Raw genomic sequence first — 19,028 nt, forward strand, 5'->3', positions numbered from 1 at the left:
CCTTCGCTGAAGGCGACTTCCCCTTCGAATACCTCGTCGACAAGCGCCAGCGCAGCGCCTGGTAGTTCCGCATAGGTGATCTCTTTTTTGCCGGTCCCGACACTGATCGTCTCTGCGGATTGGTCGACGATCCACACCTCGCCCATCGCGATATCCTGAATGGCCGTGATATAGGCGTTGTATCCGTTTACATTGTTGCGCCCGGTCGTACCCGTGGCACCACTTTGCGCGAGCAGAGCAGTTCCTGTTTGTTTACCGTTGGCACTGCCCTTTGCAGTGAGCGCAACCTCATCTAAAGCGGGACTCCCGTCTTCCAGATAATCGGCTACGCCGGCCGCGATCGCCTCAGCCCGTTCCTGCATATCCGCCCGATAAATATCTTCGGTATGCCGGGTGAACAGAAGCAGGAAGGCCCCTCCGACAACCAAGGAAAACAGCAGGATGACGGATGTGAAATAGAGGACTAGCTTGCGGGTGATCTTATACTTCATCCGGATTCACCTCAAACTTATAGCCGATGCCCCAAACGGTTTTAATATCCCACGACGGATGGGGAATTTGGTCGACCTTTGCCCGCAGCCGTTTGATGTGCGAGTCGACCGTCCGATTATCGCCGAAATAATCGTAGCCCCAAACGCTATCCAACAGATTGTCGCGGCTGAACACTTTGTTCTTGTTCGTCGCCAAAATCCAAAGCAACTCGATCTCTTTTTTCGTGAGATGGACTTGATGCCCAGCAATTTTCACGATGAACTCGTCCAACCGGATTTCCAGATCTTCATGGACGTAGAGTTTATGGTGATCCTTATTGTCAGGTGTCTGATCTAGCCGCCGCAGGATTGCCCGAATGCGCGCCATTACTTCACCCGGCGAAAAAGGCTTGACGATGTAGTCGTCCGCTCCTATGTCCAGGCCCATGATCCGTTCAAAATCTTCCCCTCGAGCTGTCACCATAATGATTGGGACAGCAGAAACTTTCCGGATTTCCCTGCACACTTCGAAGCCATCCTTTTTCGGCATCATCACATCCAGCAAAATCAGATCGAATTTGCCTTTCCCGAACTCCTGCAGCGCCTGTTCGCCATCATAGGCGACGACCGCCTCGTAGCCATCCTTTTCTGAATACTCCTTCAGGATGGATGTTATCTGTTTATTATCATCCGCAATCAATAGCTTTACCATCGGAATCCCTCCTCGGGGAAATCATACTTGAAAAATATGGCAAGATTATGTTGTCACCCCGATAATACCATACAAATGTGCCGTAAAAAACACGCTTCTGCCATACTTTTTGATTATTCTTAGGTCAGTAAGAAATAACAAAAAAACATTCCAGGGGGAAACAAAAATGAACAAGACAAGAATCATGACTATCCTATCCGTTGCAGGCTTATTTGTTGGAGGTGCCGCACCGGTACTGGCAGCGAGCGACACGGCAGCCCAGAACGGCACTATGACCCAAGAGCAAATCAAGTCAGGCGAATGCACAAATGAAGGCGCAAAAAAACAAGGCAATGAAGAGGCAACCATGAAACGCGCCCGCGAGAAAAGCGGAACGTGCGACGGAACTGGTACGCAAGCCAATCAGGGCACTAATCAAAACGGCACAGGCGGAACAGACGGCGACGGCAACCAATACGCCACGGGCGAAGCAGACGGCGACGGCAACCAATACGGTACGGATGAAACGGACAATGACGGCAAAAACGGCGTCCGCGATCAATCTTGCCAAGCTGAATAACAGTCAATCAGCCAAATAAATCGCATTGCACTTCGACATGAAGGCACCGCAACAAAAAGGGACGGTCTCGTAATGAGACCGCCCCTTTTTTGTGCATATTCGCCAGCCAATTTGCAGCTGCAATCCTACAGAGACAGACAACAAGACTGCAAAAACATACCCGTCAGCTCCTCCGGCGAGCCTTTCGTTCGCCGGAGGAGCCCGGTAATGAATGGATCCTTCTCCGATGAAGCTTCAGCTGGCCGGAAGACGGCATCTGAATGCCGGATCCAACTCCGGTGAAGCCTCCTTGGCCGGAGTTGGGCAACCCCACTACTTCTCCATGCAAAAACTCCTCAACCTATCCAATACTTCGCCCCATAACTCATGACCGCAAGCAGCGCCATGTACGCGAGGAAAACGAAATCGTTGCGGGAAAAGCCGATCTCATAGTAATAGGTTCGCTTCACATTACCGGAAAACCGTTTCGCTTCCATCGCCACGGCGATGCGATGCGCACGCCGGATGCTGCCGGATAGCAACGGGATGGTGTAGACTTTCAGCTTGAAGAGGATACCCTGCAATCCCTTCACCCTTTCGCTGCCGCGCACCTTGCGGGCATTGCGGATCGTTTCGAATTCTTCCGTCATGATCGGGATCAACCGCAGCGCCGCCATGAAGCTGTAGGCGTATTTCGGATCCAGCCGAAGCTGCTGCATCAACGAATAAAACAAATTGATCGGCCGCGTCGTCAATGCGAAGGTCAAACCCAACACCGCGAAGACCAATGCGCGCAGGCCAATCAGCATCCCCCGCAAAAAACTTTCCTCGGTGATGCGGATCAACCCCCATTCGAACCAAAGCGTTTCGCCCTTTCCGAACAGGATCATGGCGGAAGCAGTGGATACGAAAATGGCGCAGAAAGGGATCAACAGCAACAAGATCCGCTTCAACGGCTGTCCCGTAAACAGCAGGAACAGGACCAAAAGCCCGATGCCGATTGCCGCCATACCATCAAGGTTGCGGACAAACATAGCCGCTATGCAGAGCAACAGCGACATGCCCAATTTCAGGCTGGGATTGACACGGTGAAGCCAGGTCTCTTTGACTAATTCCCATTCCCTCATCCGCACAATCCCCCTTCCAATCGCAAATCAGCGGCGAATGCAGTCCGAATATCCGTAGCCGATCCGGTGGTGTCCCGGATTTCGCCGTCGACAACCGTCCAAAACGTTGTTCCGTAGTTCCGGGAGAGTGTTTCATCGTGGGTCACCATCAGGATGACGGCGCCTTTTTTCCGGTAGCTCTCCAAAAATCCCAGCAAAGCAAAAGTGTTTTTGGAATCCAAACCGAAAGTCGGTTCATCCAAAAGGATCAGCCGCTGTCCTTGGATGATCGTCGCCGCTACACTCAGGCGGCGCTTTTGCCCCATCGAAAGTTGGAAAGGATTGTTCTCCCGTTGTCCGCTCAATTGGAAAAGCTCCAGATATTCCTCCACAAGCTTTTCAATTTCCGAATTCCCCTTGCCGTCCATCCGCAGCGAATAAGCCATCTCTTCATGGACCGTATTCGCCACGAACTGATACTCCGGATTCTGGAAAACAAAAGCTACCCGTTCAGCCAAATTCTTCAATTTTCTGATTGGCTTTCCCTTCAGCTCATAACCACCGCTTGTTTTGATGAACTGCATGACGGCATGGAGGAATGTGCTTTTTCCGGCTCCGTTTTGGCCGCGGATGATGATCCATTCACCCGGATAGGCTGCCAGCCTTTCTCCGCGGATTTTAATATCCCCGTTGCGGAATCCTTTGAAATCGCGCAGTTCCAACAGCGGACTTTGCAATCTAAAGGACTTCTGCTCCCGTTGCAGCGGCGATTCCGCCAGATGTTGGTCCCACACCCCCGGAAACCAGATGCCCTGCTCCTTCATTTGGTCCTTGTAGGCCGAGAAGATTTCTTCGTTCGGTCCATCAGCGATGATGCGGCCGGATGCATCGAACAATACAAGCCGTTCGGCGAATGCCAGGACATGATCGATTTTGTGTTCCACAATGATGACCGTTTTGTCCTTGCAGACTGTCTTCAGGACCTCCCAGATCGTTTCGGTCCCTTCTGGGTCCAACATGGCGGAGGGCTCATCCAAAAAGAGCACTTCCGGATCCAACACCAATACCGAGGCAATCGCCAGCCGCTGCTTCATCCCGCCGGAAAGGCTCGCGATGGGGATGTGGCTGTCAGCCAGTTCCAATCCGACTTGCCGGAGCGCGAAGTCTATTTTGGCAGCCATCTCCTCACGCGGAATCGACAGATTTTCGAGCACAAAAGCAAGCTCTTCATCGACGTAAGGCATGCAGAATTGGCTGTCCGGATCCTGGAAAACATAGCCCCAGGAAGCCGGTGTCACGATTTTTTCGGCCTTCATCGGCACTTCGATCGATTGCGGAATCAGCCCGCTCAACACCTGCAGCAGCGTGGATTTGCCGCAGCCTGACGGGCCCAAAAGCAGCACTTTTTCACCGGCTGCGACCGAAAAGGACAGGTCCCTGAACAACAAATCGGCGTCGCCGGGAAATTTCAACTTCAGCTTTTCCACATATGCTTGCTGCTCCATTTCCGCCATCCTCCTTAATCCATATCTGTGAAATCTTCACTCGTCAGCGGGCGGACAAGGTTCGTCACGCCGGTATCCTCCAGGACTTCCGCCAAGTAATAGGCCAGCACGCCGGCAAAGAAAATCGAGCCCGCGAATCGGGCAAGCAAGTAAAGTGCCAAGTTCCAAGCAGCCAGCTCAGCGATCTGCCCGTTCAAAGCATCCACCAAAAGCGAACCCACACAAGATGCCGAAGCTGCCAAAGCGGCAACCTTCAGGTCAAAACGTTTGTAGCGGAAAGCCATGAACACCAATTCCGCAAACAACCCCTGTACCACTCCGGAAAGCAAGACAGTCAGACCCCAAGGCGAACCCAAAAGGAATTCGCCTGAAGCTGCAGCGATTTCCGCCAAAAGCGCCACACCCGGCTTGCGGATGATGAAATAGGCGACGGTGCCGGCGATGAACCACATGCCGTACAACAGCTGATCAAGATGCAGACCCAACGGCTGCACCGCGTAATAGACCGTTCCCCATAGGATGTAGACGATCCCGAAAGCGATGGCGATGACGATTGTCACCAAAATATCTGTAAGCTTCAATTCTTTTTTCATTTTGTTCTGTCTCCTCTTTGTGTTTGATTTTTTCTCTTATTGCTCCAATGGTACCGGCCACGTTTCCATGCGATAGGCCATTTCCCAAAATGCGTATTCGTACTGGCTGCTGATGATGAAATGCTCTTTCATCCTTTCGCGGTCAGCTTCGCTCACGGCTGCGGCAATCTTATCCAGATGCTCAATCTGCTCATCCACCCGGTCCTGAAAATCCTTCCCGCCATAGGTGGCGATCCATTCCTGATAAATCGGTTCTTCCGGCGCCGCATCAAGGAAGGCGTCGCCGATTTCGGCATAAAGCCAATAGCAAGGCAGAACGGCGGCGATGACGTCGCCCAGGTGACCTGCGTGGCCGGCGCGATAAAGATGGGAAGTGTAGGCATAGGTAGTGGGCGCGGGCTTGAAACACTCTTTTTCCTCCGCGGTGATGCCCAGCCTTTTCGAAAATTGTTCATGCAGGCCGATTTCGGCGCTGTACGTATGCTTCGCGAAGTCGGCGAACTGGTTGGTCGTCGCGATATCCGGTGCTTTGGCCGCGCCGAGAGCCAAAATTTTGGCGAAGCGCGTCAGGTAATAGGAATCCTGCTGGATGTAGAAACGGAAATTCTCCAACGGCAAGGTGCCGTCCCCGATGCCTTTCACAAACGGATGCTCCATGCTGGCTGCCCAAATCGGTTCGACCGCTTGGCGGATTTGTGCTGAAAATGTCATTGCTGTCCCTCCATATGCTGTGAGCGCTCCGCCAAGGTCCCGACCCATCCGGACGGCCGCTCTTGATTTTTGCAAACAAAAAAACCACTCTCTTCCCAACGGAAAAAAGTGGTTGTATGTTCCTTATGCAATAGGGACTTACTTAGCCAAAAGAGGCTGCCACTTCCCTACGCTGGTACAAACCAGATCAGGTTCTAAGGGTCTCGAAGTCCTACTTCGATCTCAGCTTTTTGGCGGACAGTCATCCGCCGGTAAAGCACCCCTAGTGGTAAAAAAGAATATTCAGTTCATTTGCTGTTGTTCCTATCGTATCATAATTTCCTCTGAAGTCAACTCGCTCTTAGACCAAATCGCCTTTTATCAAGTACCCACCCGCCAAACAGAAAAGACTGTCCCGATGGGGCAGTCTTTTCTGTAAGTGAAATCCACATGATCAAGTTCGATGGGTTATGCTCCGTATTTTCCGAACAACGCTTGGCCGTCTGCTTCAAAAACCTGCAATGCCTGCAATGCCAAATCCTTGTTCAGCATACTGTTCAGGACATCCGGAGGGATCGTGGCAGTATGGGCGCCCGCCTCCAAAGAATCGATGACTTGTTGGGAATTTTTGAAGCTCGCTGCCATGATTTTGGTCTTGTAGCCTCTGGCATCGATGAACGTCCGCATGGAACGGATCGCTTTGAATGGATCGATCGCATTGTTCAGCATCCTGTTCACATACGGTGCCAGATAATCGCATCCGGCTGCAGCGGCCAGGATCCCCTGGTCCGCAGAGTAGATCAGCGTGCCGAGGATTGCTCTCTCCGGATCGTCCTCTTTCACTTTTTTGATTGTTTCCAATCCTGCTTGTGTAACGGGAATCTTTATCGAAAGTCGGTGATTTGCATCAAATGTCTTTATTGCTTCATAATCGGCAAACATTTCTTCAGAAGTCGTACCCAGCAATTGCACAAAAAGTTCCGTCGGCTCCAAAGCCAATAAATCTTGTAATTGTTTGAAGCGACTGCCGGAACCGGTCGACAAAATCGTCGGGTTGGTGGTGACTCCTTTCAGAAATCCGCTTTTCAAAAAACTTCCGATTGCTTTGATGTCGTTCGAATCTATGTACATAAGCGACTACCCCACAGTTTCAGTGATTTTGATGATGGTGCCTTCCGCGATTTCGTTCACTGTTTTGTTTTCAACATACAGCGAGCCTGCCAATTCAGCGACTGTTTCTCCGCTGAAGTTGATGGTGATGTGCCCCAGATCCCTGAGGTTTTTGTTGACCACATTACCTACGGCTGTGACGCGATAACTATCGTCGCCGATAACCAACGCGTGTCCTAGTTGAATATCTTGCTCCAGTGCATTTTGTTCGATCAGGAAGCAATAAGGTCTCAATGCTTCAGGAGCATCGTCTCCGAACAACACCATCATATCCTCAGCTAAAAATTCCTTAGCATTGGGTCCTATTTCTGTGACTACCGTTGAATAAATTGACATTTTTCTTCACCTTTTCCGATTATTAGTTTTTAAAGCAATAGTAATTTATTAAATATTCAATCTCAGAAGTGCATCACCTTTGGTGTTTTACACATTTGCAAAATGTTGCGCATTCCCCAATGATGGCTAGCTTCACGGGTTAGCCCTTCGGAAATTAGATAAATCGAGCCTATTGCGCTCTGCGATGCTCAGTCGGCTCGATTTCCTAAATTTCTTTCAGGGCTGAACGAACCCGTTCAGCTTTTCTGAATTTTTAATATAGTCCGAAGCTTGCTAACCAAGCGACGAATACGCGGGGCACACCGTTCAGGAATCGAGAATAAAGAACGGATGGCACGCCGACTTCCACGGTCTTAGCTTCTGCTTCCTGCAAGCCTAACCCGACTGGAATGAAATCGCAAGCATTTTGTGTGTTGATGGCGAACAAAGCCGGTAAAGCTAAGCTTGGCTCGATATTGCCTTTGCCGATTTCAACACCGATCAATGTTCCGATAACCTGCGCGATTACTGCACCAGGTCCCAATAGAGGAGAAAGAATCGGCAAGGAGCAGATGAAGCCGATGACCATCAAGCCCCAGACATTACCTGCCAACGGAATCATCAGTTTCGCGAACATATTGCCGATTCCGCTGCCTTGGATGATACCGATCAGCATCGCTACAAAAGCCATGAACGGGATGATTGTCTGCAAGACTGTCTGCACCGCTTCACGGGCTGATTGCAGCATGATAGCGATCCCTTTTCCTGCAGCCAAACCGATTTTTGCAACTATGCTGCCTTTTTCTGCGTTTTGTTGCGTCAACTTTTTGTCTGTAGTGTAAGCGACTTTCTCTTCTACTACTGGTTCTGCAACTGCTGTGTTGACTGTCTCAATATTTGCTGTTTCGCCAGTGACTTGAATCTGATTCAAGCCAACATTTGAAACGTAAATGTCTTCGTTGATGTATTTAGCCAAAGGACCTGATTTGCCGGTGGCAACGACGTTGATTGTTGGGATGCCTTTTTGAGGATAGATGCCGCATCTCAATGTTCCGCCGCAGTCGATGATAGCCAAGGCTGTTTCATCATCCGGAATGGATGTTTTGAATCCATTTACGGCTTCCATCCCTGTAAGTTCAGCGATTCTGTCGACGATGGCAGGTCTTTCTCCGCCGCCTACGATGTAGATGAATTTATGTTTTTGCTCTGTTGGTGTGATGATCAGTGGTCCGCCCCAGCCGCCGGAACCTTTTTCCACTTTGATGCTGTTATATTTTGTCATAATGAATACCCCTCTCGTTCTCATGCATTCTATTTGTTTTATGCAACATCTTCTTGGTCGTTATTATTGAACTTTCGCTGTTTTGCTCAATTGAATGCCTGATTTTTTGCAGACATAAGCAGTTGTGAAGTCGGTTACATATGCGCCTACAGCATTCATCACAAGCCCGACAAGCAGATAACGGATAGCCAGTGGCGTGGTGCTCAAGCCTAATGTTTCAACACCTGAAGCGATTCCCAGGAATACGAACAATTCACCTGCATTGATATGTGGGAAAAGGCCGTTACTCGTATGGTTGTATTGTGCAAGTGCCGCATAGAAACTTGGCTTGTAGAATTCCGGCAAAAATCTTCCTAATGTGAATGATGCGGGATTCCCCAACATGAAGGCTGCCAAGAAAGGTAAGATACAGTTTCTGACCAAGGAATATTTAGAGAAGCGTTGTGCGAGGCCATTGATTTTTTCCTCACCGATCAGCTTGATCACTACGTTCATGAATACCATCAGCATCAATACGATTGGGACGATGCCGGTCATCCAGCTCATAAATGTATTTGCACCTAATTGAAATAATCCGATAAAGCTTTCTGCACCTTTAACTAGAAAGTCCATATTTAACACTCCTTATTATATGTATTATTTCTTACACGATTTACCCGAACTTAATGTTTGTAATTTTTTTGGTCAGTTCCTTAAATGGAGATTCTTTCTCCGGAATGATTTCTCCGTTTATGAACATCCTGTAATTAGTGACCGCATTCATGATGGTTTTGCGGGTGATCTTGATTTCAGCCAGCACATCCGGATCCTCTGCCTTGATGGCTTCGATCAGTCTGCCGTTGAAATTGTTGTATGGTTTGAACCTGGCCAAGATTGTTGTCCCCTGAAGCTTTTTGCCTCTGATGATGACGCCTTCCTCATCCAGTTGGAACATGATGATCGTTCCGGAAGTCAATTTCCCTGCCCGTTTGCCTATCGCAACTCTGCCGTCCGCCTTCAATTCGTTGTATTCATTGCCGAAATGTCTGATCTGAAAAAATCCCAGTGCGCTTTGGATCAAAAAAGCTCCGACAACCAGAATACCCAATGCAAGCATATTATTCATCTATTTCGTACCTCTTTTCTCCAGCATCTCAATAAGTCCTTGTGCATCATCCACTTTTTTCAGATCATTGATCAGAGTTGGATCATTGATGACCTTAAAGACAAAATCATATACCTGCATCAAAATTCTCTCTTGCTGCTCAGAAATTTTCTCGGGTGTCACTAGAAATAACATCAAGGAAAAAGCATCGTTGCGGTTGGCCATCGTGATGTTCCCCAGGACAAACACCAACTTGTTGATGTTAGGGTCGGTCAAATGGGGGAAAGCCACCTTGTTTTCATAAATCATCGTATGTCTTTCTTCTTTTTCCACGAACCGGTCCAGGATATCTTCGGACAGGCGGTATCTTCTGGAAAGGTAGGACATGATCTCTTCCACGTAATCAAAGTAACCCATTTGGCCTTTCAGATTGACGAGGTGATAACTGATGTCCTCGTTTGTCAGGTATTTGATGTTGTATTGATCTTTTTCCACCGCATAGATCTTTTGGGCTAAATCGTCCGGGCTGACCAACCTGTCGATTTTGATGACAGGAACTTCGGTGTCCACGGAAATCTCTTCGGTTGTGAACAGCAGCCGGAACCGCTTCAATTTTTCTTTCGGCAGACTGTCGGTATTGATGTGGACGATATTCATCTCACTTCCGACGATCTCTTTGATCTGTCTGCTGATCAGCTCAAAACTCCCTCTTCCAAGGTTGGTGATGATGCCGACATCTTTTGTGCTTTTGCCTTTGGACTCGTTCGCTTGCCTTTCGTCCAGCATCAGGGCGTAATAGACAGCCAGATAGCTGATATCATCCGCGCTGGCGCTCAATTGGTACAAGCGATTCAGTTCCGAAAGCGAAATCTTCGCCAGTTCGAAGGCCAAAGGATATTTTAGTTTGATCTGCTCCAGATATAGATCCGTGTTCGGAATCCGGAAGACGAGCCTGTTTATCAAGAATAGCAGATGATATTTGACTTTGTCGAAGAAGGCTTCTTCATCGATTTCGATCATGACTTGGTCTCTTACCGTCTTCAGCATGCTGGAGACGACTTGTCTGAGTACCTCTTCGTTTTCGGCGTTTTCGGTTCCTTTTACATAAGCGGAATTCCTTGTGTTGATCGGAAAGGCAAGGAAAGCAATTTCATGGTCATTCAACGCAACTGCAAATTTCTTTTGCAGCAGTTGGATATAGGCGATGACATTTGCCGAATCCGCCTCGAAGTTTTTGTACATCGGAATCTCGGAATCTATCGTATGCCCGTGCGCCACTCTGTGAACGCTTACAGACAAAGCCTTATATAGCAGGTCTTTTGCCTGCTCATCCAGCTTGTAGGCTTGGCCGAGTCCGTCAAGCGCAGCCTGGATTTCTTGATCCGGCAGAAAGGTCATCTGCAGCAACTCGAAGACTTCATAGATCAGGACCAAGCGGGTGCCGAATTCGCTGCACTGGAAGGTGATGCCTTTGTTCGGGATTCCGACGACTTTCGCATTGTATTTCTCCAAAAGCTGCTTCAGCTTTTTCAGGTCGTTGTTCACCGTACTCCTGCTTACGCTCATTTCTTCGGAGAGGTCTCCGATATTCAGGTACTCCTCTGTGCATATCAAGCGGTACAACAGATACGCGATCCTGCATTCTACCTTATTGAAGTCCTGATGGATATTGTAATGAAGTGTGTTGAATATGTTCGCCCCCTCCTTTCTGACGATGCCTATTTGCGATTCATCCTTTTGTTGGATTTTTAAGAATCCTGCGTAGACATCGTTCAATTCCGAAATGATTGTTTTGATTTGGTATTTATTTTTTCCCGATTCTTCCTCGAGACTCTGAAGATCGGTTTCTTTATTTGAAAGTAAACTTCTCAGCAAAAGTTCTCTATCATTTGCCGTTGACATCTCAATGCCCCCATACTATCCTCTAGATTTCCCGCCTGTAATATTGATTGTTGTTCCAGTGATATAAGCGGATTTATTGGAAGATAAGAATGCCACCAAGTAGCCGATCTCATCCAATTTTCCGACGCGTCCCAGTGGAATGCTCTTTTCATACCCTGTGTCCAATTGCTCAACCGGTATGTTTCTTGTGTAAGCCAATGCTTCATTGTAGGCAGGAGTTGTCAATCCTGTTTTTTCGTTGATCCCCGGTGCGATACCGACGACTTTGATGCCAAATTTACCCAGTTCTTTTGCCCATGAACGCGTATAAGAATTCGTAGCGCCTTTTGTGGCTGAATAGATGCTTTGACCGACCGAACCTTCCATGCCGGATTCGGAAGAGATATTGATGATCGTACCTTCCACTTTGTTCTTCAGCATGTTTCTGACGACGGCTTGTGTAGTGAATACCATTCCTTTTTGATTGACTGCTGTCATTTTGTCGAATGAGGCTTCATCGATTTCGTAGTTTCTTTCATCACTGTAGACATCCACCAACAAACGCGGCAAGTTCATACCTGCATTATTGACCAAAACATCGATTTTGCCAAATTTCTCAACAGCTTTTTCGACCATTGCCTCGATGCTCGCGATTGAAGTAACATCCGTCTTCACATTCAGTTTACCATAAACACTTGTTCCCGTTTCAACACTTAAATCCGCTACAACGACGTTTGCGCCTTGTTCTTTCAAGTGATCCGCGATGTGTAAGCCGATCCCTGAATTTCCTCCTGTAACGATAACCGTTTTTCCGTCTAATTCCAACCAGTTGTTTGCCATAATGTTTTGTATCCCCTTTCAATCTCTATATTCCAGAGTATAGACCAAATAAAAAATAAATTAATACAGTCCTTGACCCGTAAACGGGGGCTGGTTTTTGAACTAATTCAAATTCTGAAATTTAGCGGGAGGGGATAAAAATCATATTTATGTATCCGAAAACGGAAAAAGCGCGCCACGACTGGGAAAAACTGATGCTTTATGCTTGCGGTTTCAGGAGCAGCAAAACTTTTTCAAGTTGAAAAAGCGAATTAGTGCAACCATTCCTCCACTGCAGTGCTATTATCTTTGAACTAATCGGACCTATTCAAACGCAAAAAAACATCCTTTCACTTATTAAATAATAAGCGAAAGGATGTTATAAGTATGCATTTAATGAATTTTACTCAACCGTAACGGATTTAGCCAAGTTTCTTGGTTTGTCGACGTCATAGCCACGGTGAAGCGTTGCGTAGTAAGCCATCAATTGGGTCGGAACGACAGTCATCAGTGGCGCTAGCGCTGGGTGAACAGCCGGCAAGATGATTTGGTCGTTCTCGTTGGCCAAACCTTCCATTGCAAATACACAAGTATTTGCGCCGCGTGAACGCACTTCTTCGACGTTTCCGCGGGTGTGGCTGGCAACATCAGCTTGGGTAATGATAGCCAAGACCGGAGTTCCTTCTTCGATCAAGGCGATCGTGCCGTGCTTCAATTCTCCGGCAGCAAAACCTTCTGTTTGGATATAAGAAATTTCTTTCAGTTTCAAAGCAGCTTCCATCGATACGAAGTAATCCAAACCGCGGCCGATGTAGAAAGCATTGCGGGTGTTCGGCAAGTAGATGTCAGCCAATGCAGCGATGCGCTCTTTGTCATCGATGACCGCTTCCATCGCATTTGCGACGATCCCCAATTCATGGACCATGTCGATTCCCATATCATGACCCGTTCTTGCGCCTAACGCATCCGACAAGACAGCCAAGACAGCGATCTGTGCCGTGTAAGCTTTCGTTGAAGCGACAGCGATCTCAGGACCTGCATGCAACAGCAATGTGTAGTCCGCTTCACGCGACAAGGTTGAACCAGCCACGTTTGTGATCGTCAAAGCTGGGTATCCCCATTCTTTTACTTTCACCAATACTTGGCGGCTATCCGCAGTCTCCCCACTTTGGGTAAGGAAGATAAAGAACGGATTGCCTTTCAATAGCGGCGGGTTGTAGGAGAATTCGCTGGCGACATGCACTTCTGTCGGGATCTGTGCAATTTTTTCCAGATAATGTTTGCCTACCCAACCGGAATGGTAGCTCGTCCCGCAAGCCACGATATGGATGCGGTCAGCTTCCAACATAGCAGTAGTCAATTCTTCAGGAACCGTCAGGCGCCCTTCTGCATTTTGGTACTTTTGGATGATGTTACGCATAACAGCAGGCTGCTCATCGATTTCTTTCAACATGTAGTAAGGGTATGTCCCTTTTTCCAGGTCGCTGGCATCGATTTGGGCCGTATACGGATTACGTGTTACGGTTTTTCCGTCCAATTTTTCGATTGTGACGCCATCAGCCGTCAATGTGATCATTTCGCCGTCGTGGATTTCCACATATTGGTTCGTGATCTGAACAGTAGCCATCGCATCGCTGGCAACGACGTTGAAGTCATCACCCAAACCGATCAACATTGGGCTTTTGTTTTTGGCTGCGTAAAAGACGTCTGGTGCTTGTGCATCCACTAAAGCGAAAGCGTAAGAGCCTCTTACGATCGACAACGCGCGGCGCAAAGCTTCTTTACCGTCCAAGTTTTCTTCAGCAGCGATTTTTCCGATCAGCTGCACAACGATTTCTGTATCTGTTTGGCTGACGAAAGTGACATCCTGCAGATACTCATCTTTGATTTCTTTAAAGTTTTCGATGACCCCATTATGGACCAATGTGAAACGTCCATCCGCAGATTGGTGCGGGTGCGCATTCTCTGCACTAGGCACGCCATGCGTTGCCCATCTTGTGTGTCCGATACCTACATGCGCCTCGACCTGTCTGTCGACGATTGCACGCAAATCCGCGATGCGGCCTTTTTCCTTGAACACATGCCCTTGGTTTTCAGCGTCTACGACAAAAATACCGGCTGAATCATAACCACGGTATTCCAATTTTTCTAATCCATGCAACAATACCTCTTGTACATTGCCTTTTCCTACATATCCAACTATTCCACACATAAGCGTAAAAATCCCCTTTATTATCTCGATTTTTTCTGGGTGTGGGGATTGATCTCTGTAAGACCGTTTCGGGCTCTGCAGCCGCATAAGGGTCTTTTTTGCTTCAATCCTGTAGACTACACTTGCCTTGGGTCATCCGCCGAATCCTTCGATAAACCCAATCCTCGTCACTTCAGGGCCGATTTTCCTGTGCTCCCTGAAGTCTGGCGCTATCCATTTGCTCTTCCTCTATCCTCCTAGCTTTATATTTTCCAGAATATATGCATTTTATCCTACAAACAGTGACATTGTCAAAGCGTATTTCGTTCGGTTTCACTTGTAATGCTGTTTTGAAGCGCTATTTAAGAAAAACTTATATTCGTTGTGCCGTTCGATTTCATCAAGATGCCTCAAATGACCGCTTGACCGACACAACGGATATAGTTAAAAGTTGCTGTTTGAAAGGCAGTGATCAAGCCACCTTATATGCGTACTTCTCGACGTTCTGTTTAATGCTGCCCAAGATTTTTTGATTGTCTATCCCGGTTACTTCCGAAATGATTTTATCCAAGCCTTTTTGCAGGATCATTTCCTTCAATTCTTGGCACTGCTCATCTTCCGGGTCGAAGTAATTGAAGACCATGCCGATTGTTTCCAGCAAGTGGAAAGGCATCTCATCGATTTGGGTCAATTCAACCATCGGACGGATGAAGCGCTCATGATTGCCCAATTTTCTTAAAGGCGTACGCGCCACACGGGAGATGGCATCGGAAATATATTTGTTTTGGAAACGGCCGATTATTTTCTCGATATATTTCTCGTGTTCCGCTGCATCGAATCCCCATTTCGCAATCAACAATTTGCCGGTTTCATGCAAGACGGAGCGCAATTGGATGACGACCAGATGATCTTGCATCGCTTCATCGATGGTTTCATAGCCCTGCAGAGCGCCTGTATAGGCTACCGTAGCGTGCCCCGTATTGACGCTGAAAAGTTTGCGTTCGATGTAAGGCTCCAGATCGTTCACATAGGAAACGCCTTCCAGACGGATCGGGCTTTTGCAGGCAGTCCCTTGTACGACCCACTCGCTGAATGGCTCCACTTGCACAAAGAGCGGATCCGCATGTTGCTGCATCGGCACGATACGGTCCACCGCCGCATCGGGAAATCCAACGTATTGGTCAAGATATGCCGTATCCGTGCAATGTTTCTTGACTTCCTCAGCCAGGAAAGTCGAGCCGCCGATCATGTTTTCGCAGGCGATGATGTCGATGGGCTGCTGGATGTTCCGGGCAGCACGCGCCTCGATCCCTTGCGCGATCAATTGCGCGATTCTAGGCAGAATATTCGGACCGATGGCAGTCGTTAAGATATCCGCTTCAACGATCGCTTCAACGACTTTGTCTGCTTCCTTGGCATTGTTCAAGCCTGTAACGTTCTGGATCTGGATCTGTTCGCGTGATTCGTCAGCCAATTCGATTGTATAGCTGCCTCGCGCTTTCAATGCTTCGATGATTGTATCGTTCACATCCACAAAAGTGATTGCGTACCCGTTGTGATTCAAAATTTCCCCGATAAAGCCGCGGCCGATATTTCCGGCACCAAAGTGTACTGCTTTCATTTTCATCTCTCCCTATGCAATGGCTAAGCTGCCAGTGATTTCATCTTTTGTCAAAGCGTCTGCCAAAGTCACGACGTTATCCACGTCGCTGCAATACAGCGCAATTTTTTGGATCAACTGCAGGTGGTCGTCGCCGACCCCTGCGATGCCGAACAGCACGGTAGCCAATTTTTCTTCCTGCTCGTCGCCGAAGTCAACGCCGTCAGGCACTTGTACAACGCAGATGCCTGATTTTTTCACGTGGTCCTTGGCAGCATCGGTGCCATGGGGAATCGCGATGAAATTCCCCATATACACTGACAACATCTGATCCCGTTGCACCATGGCCTCCACATAATCCGTATCCACACAGCCTGCTTCCACTAATTTTTGGCCGCAAAAACGGATGGCTTCTTCTTTTGAAGCAAAAGCTTTATTCAAAACGATCATTTCTGTATCTAAATTATTCATTTTAATCTTCCTCTCCTTAAGCGATTTGCTTCAAGTTGGCTACGACGCTCTCATATTTAGGCGTAGTGATCAGACTGTCGACTGACAGATGGACGGCTGCAGGAACTTTTTGCTTTGCCGCTTGCGTCAGACTGTTTTTGCTGATGACCAACGTTTGCGGTGTTGCTTCAAGCTCGTTGATATGCACTTTTCTTAAAGGTATGTTCAATGCTTCCCTCTCCAAAATCCGTTCCACTACTTTTTGTCCCATAGTGGCGGAGCCTTTGCGGTCATCATGAACCAAGACGATTTCGTTGATGTTCGCCAAGTCAAAGTCCAGGACCGGCGCCGGTTTTGCAACGACTGTTTCTTTCAGATCGGTGCCGGACAAGGTGGCCACGATTTCATCGTATTTTGGCGAATTCAGGAAATTCTCGATCGCTACAAAAGTCGCATTCGGTGCTTTCTGTTGGGCCCGATTCTTCAGTTCTTCCTGGGTTACGATCAACGTGTTGGCTGCATCCGTCAGATTATTGATGGCGCGGTTGGTGACGTCTTGCGGTAACCCGGCTGCATTGATTTTTTTGCGTAAAATGGAAGCACCCATTGCGCTTGAGCCCATCCCTGCATCGCAAGCAAAAATGATGTGTTGGATCCCAGTCAGACTTGTTTGTCCAGCTAAGCCTTTTGCGCTTAATTTTGCGGCTTGGGTCGCTTTGACGCTTTCTTCAAACGTGTCGACTGCTTCTTTGGAGTCGGCCTTCAAAATGACTGCTGCTACCGCAAAAGATGCTGCTGCACCGGCGACAACCCCCAAAATGACTGGCAAGTAAGAACCCATCGGCGTCATAGCCAAAATCGCGATGATCGAACCTGGTGAAGCAGGAGCCCGCAAACCAGCGCCTAAAAGTTGGAAAACAAAGCTTCCGGAAACACCGCCCGAGATGACTGCCAGGAATAATAACGGTTTCATCATGACGTAAGGGAAATAGATTTCGTGGATACCACCCAAGAAGTGGATGATCATAGCGCCTGGCGCTGTCGATTTTGCTGAACCTTTGCCGAACAGTGTGAAAGCCAACAGCACGCCCAAACCAGGACCAGGATTTGCTTCAAGCAGGAAGAGGATCGAACGACCTGTCTCGCTGACTTGTTCCGTTCCTAACGGTGTCAAAATTCCGTGGTTGATTGCATTGTTCAGGAAAAGAATTTTTGCTGGTTCGATGAAGATATTTGTTAAAGGAATCAATTGTGCGTTCAGGATCGTTTCAACCCCAGCCGCCATTGCTTGTGTCAAACGGTCAACTACTGGTCCGATTGCTTGGAACCCTACAAGTGCCAAAGCGAATCCGATCAAGCCTGCCGAGAAATTGTTGACGAGCATTTCAAAACCGGTCTTGATTTTGCTCTGGAACATCGCATCAAATTTCTTGATCGCGAAACCGCCCAATGGTCCCATGATCATGGCACCCATGATCATCGGGATCTCTGTCCCTACGATCACACCCATTGTGGCGATGGCACCGACAACCGCACCGCGTTCGCCTGCGATCACTTTACCTCCTGTATAACCGACCAACAAAGGGATTAAATACGTAAGCATCGGGCCGACCATCGAAGCGAAGGCTTCATTCGGCAAATAGCCATCCGGGATAAATAATGCTGTTAAAACTCCCCAGGCGATCAGCGCCCCTATATTCGGCATCACCATGCTCGAAAGCGTACTGCCTAACTTTTGAACCTTTGCCTTCAGCGAGGCTTGTTGTGTCTGTTCCATCTTTTGTTTCTCCCTTCAAACTGTTTCTTTTGATGTCTTTATTGTATGCGCTTCCCTACTTGGTTTATAGTCGTGCTTTGGCACGTTTATTTGTGCCATGTCTTGCTACTCGTATTCGTAGCGCCGTTGCCGTTGCAGGTATCTGCTCTACTCTTCTCCGGGGAACGGAGGCTTCGCCGGAGTTCGGCCCACATTCTGAGTTGTTCTCCGATAAGCACGGCTTCATCGGAGTTAAGTAGAATTATTACCAGCGTGCTCCGGGAAGTAGATCCTTCATCGGAGCTGCGCCCTCATTCCTTCGCGCTCCTCCGGTTAGCGGGCGCACAAAAAAATGCAAGCAGCCTTCCACCGAGTGGGATGCTGCTTGCATTTTGCACTTATTTTGGGTTGTGTCCGCTAGCTGTTTTGGAGGATGTTTTTGACCGCTTGCAGATCTTTGGCATCGCTCAATGCCATCACGTTTTCGATATCCGAGCAGAAAAAAGCGATGTCCTGCAAAGCTTCCAATTGTTTTTCCTTCAGGGCCACCACAAAAAGAATGGTTGCGATTTGCGCTTTCTGTCCACTGCCGAAGTTGACGCCGTCCGGCACTTGGATCAAACAGATGCCTTCTTCTTCAATATGTGGGTGCCCGTCACTGTCACCGTGAGGCAAAGCGACAAAATTACCGACGTAAACACTCACTTTGCGGTGGCGCGCCAGCATCGATTGGATGTAAGGCGGAGATACCAAGCCTTGCGCCACCAGAAATTCCCCGGCAGCGACAATCGCCGCTTCGGCGCTGCTGTACGTTTGATCCAACAGAATATGTTCATCTTTGATCGTAATCATGCGGGCTCCTCACT

18 protein-coding genes, 1 pseudogene and 1 riboswitch are annotated in these 19,028 nt (G+C 48.3%); of the genes and pseudogenes, 1 reads left to right on the plus strand and 18 read right to left on the minus strand.

Going from position 1 to position 19,028, the window contains the following annotated elements:
- Positions 1 to 491: pseudogene (locus WBV27_RS01560) on the minus strand (hypothetical protein); the annotation flags it as partial.
- Positions 481 to 1,182: a response regulator transcription factor gene (locus tag WBV27_RS01565; RefSeq protein ID WP_424198811.1), complete on the minus strand. Its 702-nt coding sequence runs from the start codon at positions 1,180 to 1,182 to the stop codon at positions 481 to 483. The pseudogene WBV27_RS01560 and the gene WBV27_RS01565, both read right to left, overlap by 11 nt.
- A gap of 166 nt (positions 1,183 to 1,348) precedes the next feature.
- Here WBV27_RS01565 and WBV27_RS01570 point away from each other — a divergent pair, with 166 nt between their 5' ends.
- Entirely contained in the window at positions 1,349 to 1,741 is a 393-nt protein-coding gene (locus tag WBV27_RS01570) for a hypothetical protein (protein ID WP_424198813.1), read from the plus strand.
- A 335-nt stretch (positions 1,742 to 2,076) separates the two neighbouring features.
- On the opposite strand, the gene WBV27_RS01575 is transcribed toward WBV27_RS01570, so the two are convergent.
- The 16 genes from WBV27_RS01575 to WBV27_RS01650 form a co-directional block, all read right to left on the minus strand.
- Positions 2,077 to 2,847, minus strand: coding sequence for an energy-coupling factor transporter transmembrane component T family protein (locus tag WBV27_RS01575; protein ID WP_424198815.1), 771 nt, complete (start codon positions 2,845 to 2,847; stop codon positions 2,077 to 2,079).
- The gene (locus WBV27_RS01580; RefSeq protein WP_424198817.1) at positions 2,844 to 4,331 is read right to left on the minus strand and encodes an ABC transporter ATP-binding protein; all 1,488 of its coding nucleotides are present in this window, start codon (positions 4,329 to 4,331) and stop codon (positions 2,844 to 2,846) included. Before WBV27_RS01580 ends, WBV27_RS01575 begins: the two co-directional genes overlap by 4 nt.
- A 14-nt stretch (positions 4,332 to 4,345) precedes the next feature.
- Positions 4,346 to 4,924, minus strand: coding sequence for an ECF transporter S component (locus WBV27_RS01585; RefSeq protein WP_424198819.1), 579 nt, complete (start codon positions 4,922 to 4,924; stop codon positions 4,346 to 4,348).
- A gap of 36 nt (positions 4,925 to 4,960) precedes the next feature.
- The gene (gene tenA / locus WBV27_RS01590; RefSeq protein ID WP_086630043.1) at positions 4,961 to 5,635 is read right to left on the minus strand and encodes a thiaminase II; all 675 of its coding nucleotides are present in this window, start codon (positions 5,633 to 5,635) and stop codon (positions 4,961 to 4,963) included.
- Between the two features lie 147 nt (positions 5,636 to 5,782).
- A riboswitch (TPP riboswitch) is annotated at positions 5,783 to 5,909 on the minus strand.
- Positions 5,910 to 6,082: 173 nt separating this feature from the next.
- Positions 6,083 to 6,745, minus strand: a complete 663-nt coding sequence (locus WBV27_RS01595; RefSeq protein ID WP_424198821.1) for a transaldolase family protein — start codon at positions 6,743 to 6,745, stop codon at positions 6,083 to 6,085.
- Positions 6,746 to 6,751: 6 nt separating this feature from the next.
- Positions 6,752 to 7,120, minus strand: coding sequence for a PTS glucitol/sorbitol transporter subunit IIA (locus tag WBV27_RS01600; protein ID WP_086630045.1), 369 nt, complete (start codon positions 7,118 to 7,120; stop codon positions 6,752 to 6,754).
- 253 nt (positions 7,121 to 7,373) lie between these two features.
- A complete protein-coding gene (gene srlE / locus WBV27_RS01605; RefSeq protein WP_424198824.1) occupies positions 7,374 to 8,381 on the minus strand; it encodes a PTS glucitol/sorbitol transporter subunit IIB in 1,008 nt (335 codons plus the stop codon).
- A gap of 63 nt (positions 8,382 to 8,444) precedes the next feature.
- On the minus strand, positions 8,445 to 8,993 hold the full coding sequence (gene srlA, locus WBV27_RS01610) for a PTS glucitol/sorbitol transporter subunit IIC (RefSeq protein ID WP_068561270.1): 549 nt from the start codon (positions 8,991 to 8,993) through the stop codon (positions 8,445 to 8,447).
- A gap of 40 nt (positions 8,994 to 9,033) precedes the next feature.
- On the minus strand, positions 9,034 to 9,486 hold the full coding sequence (locus WBV27_RS01615) for a transcriptional regulator GutM (RefSeq protein ID WP_424198826.1): 453 nt from the start codon (positions 9,484 to 9,486) through the stop codon (positions 9,034 to 9,036).
- On the minus strand, positions 9,487 to 11,367 hold the full coding sequence (locus WBV27_RS01620; protein WP_424198828.1) for a BglG family transcription antiterminator: 1,881 nt from the start codon (positions 11,365 to 11,367) through the stop codon (positions 9,487 to 9,489).
- 15 nt (positions 11,368 to 11,382) lie between these two features.
- On the minus strand, positions 11,383 to 12,186 hold the full coding sequence (locus tag WBV27_RS01625) for a sorbitol-6-phosphate dehydrogenase subunit (RefSeq protein ID WP_106450569.1): 804 nt from the start codon (positions 12,184 to 12,186) through the stop codon (positions 11,383 to 11,385).
- A gap of 382 nt (positions 12,187 to 12,568) precedes the next feature.
- The gene (glmS, locus tag WBV27_RS01630) at positions 12,569 to 14,377 is read right to left on the minus strand and encodes a glutamine--fructose-6-phosphate transaminase (isomerizing) (RefSeq protein ID WP_424198831.1); all 1,809 of its coding nucleotides are present in this window, start codon (positions 14,375 to 14,377) and stop codon (positions 12,569 to 12,571) included.
- A 451-nt stretch (positions 14,378 to 14,828) separates the two neighbouring features.
- Positions 14,829 to 15,977, minus strand: a complete 1,149-nt coding sequence (locus tag WBV27_RS01635) for a mannitol-1-phosphate 5-dehydrogenase (RefSeq protein ID WP_424198833.1) — start codon at positions 15,975 to 15,977, stop codon at positions 14,829 to 14,831.
- A 12-nt stretch (positions 15,978 to 15,989) separates the two neighbouring features.
- Positions 15,990 to 16,427: a PTS sugar transporter subunit IIA gene (locus WBV27_RS01640; RefSeq protein ID WP_424198835.1), complete on the minus strand. Its 438-nt coding sequence runs from the start codon at positions 16,425 to 16,427 to the stop codon at positions 15,990 to 15,992.
- A 16-nt stretch (positions 16,428 to 16,443) separates the two neighbouring features.
- Positions 16,444 to 18,183 (minus strand): PTS mannitol transporter subunit IICBA, encoded by a 1,740-nt coding sequence (locus WBV27_RS01645; protein WP_424198837.1) that lies wholly within the window; start codon positions 18,181 to 18,183, stop codon positions 16,444 to 16,446.
- A gap of 396 nt (positions 18,184 to 18,579) precedes the next feature.
- Positions 18,580 to 19,014: a PTS sugar transporter subunit IIA gene (locus WBV27_RS01650; protein WP_424198839.1), complete on the minus strand. Its 435-nt coding sequence runs from the start codon at positions 19,012 to 19,014 to the stop codon at positions 18,580 to 18,582.
- Positions 19,015 to 19,028: the final 14 nt, after the last annotated feature.

It is taken from the genome of Trichococcus sp., from assembly GCF_049589555.1.
In the GTDB taxonomy this organism is placed as follows: Bacteria; Bacillota; Bacilli; order Lactobacillales; family Aerococcaceae; genus Trichococcus.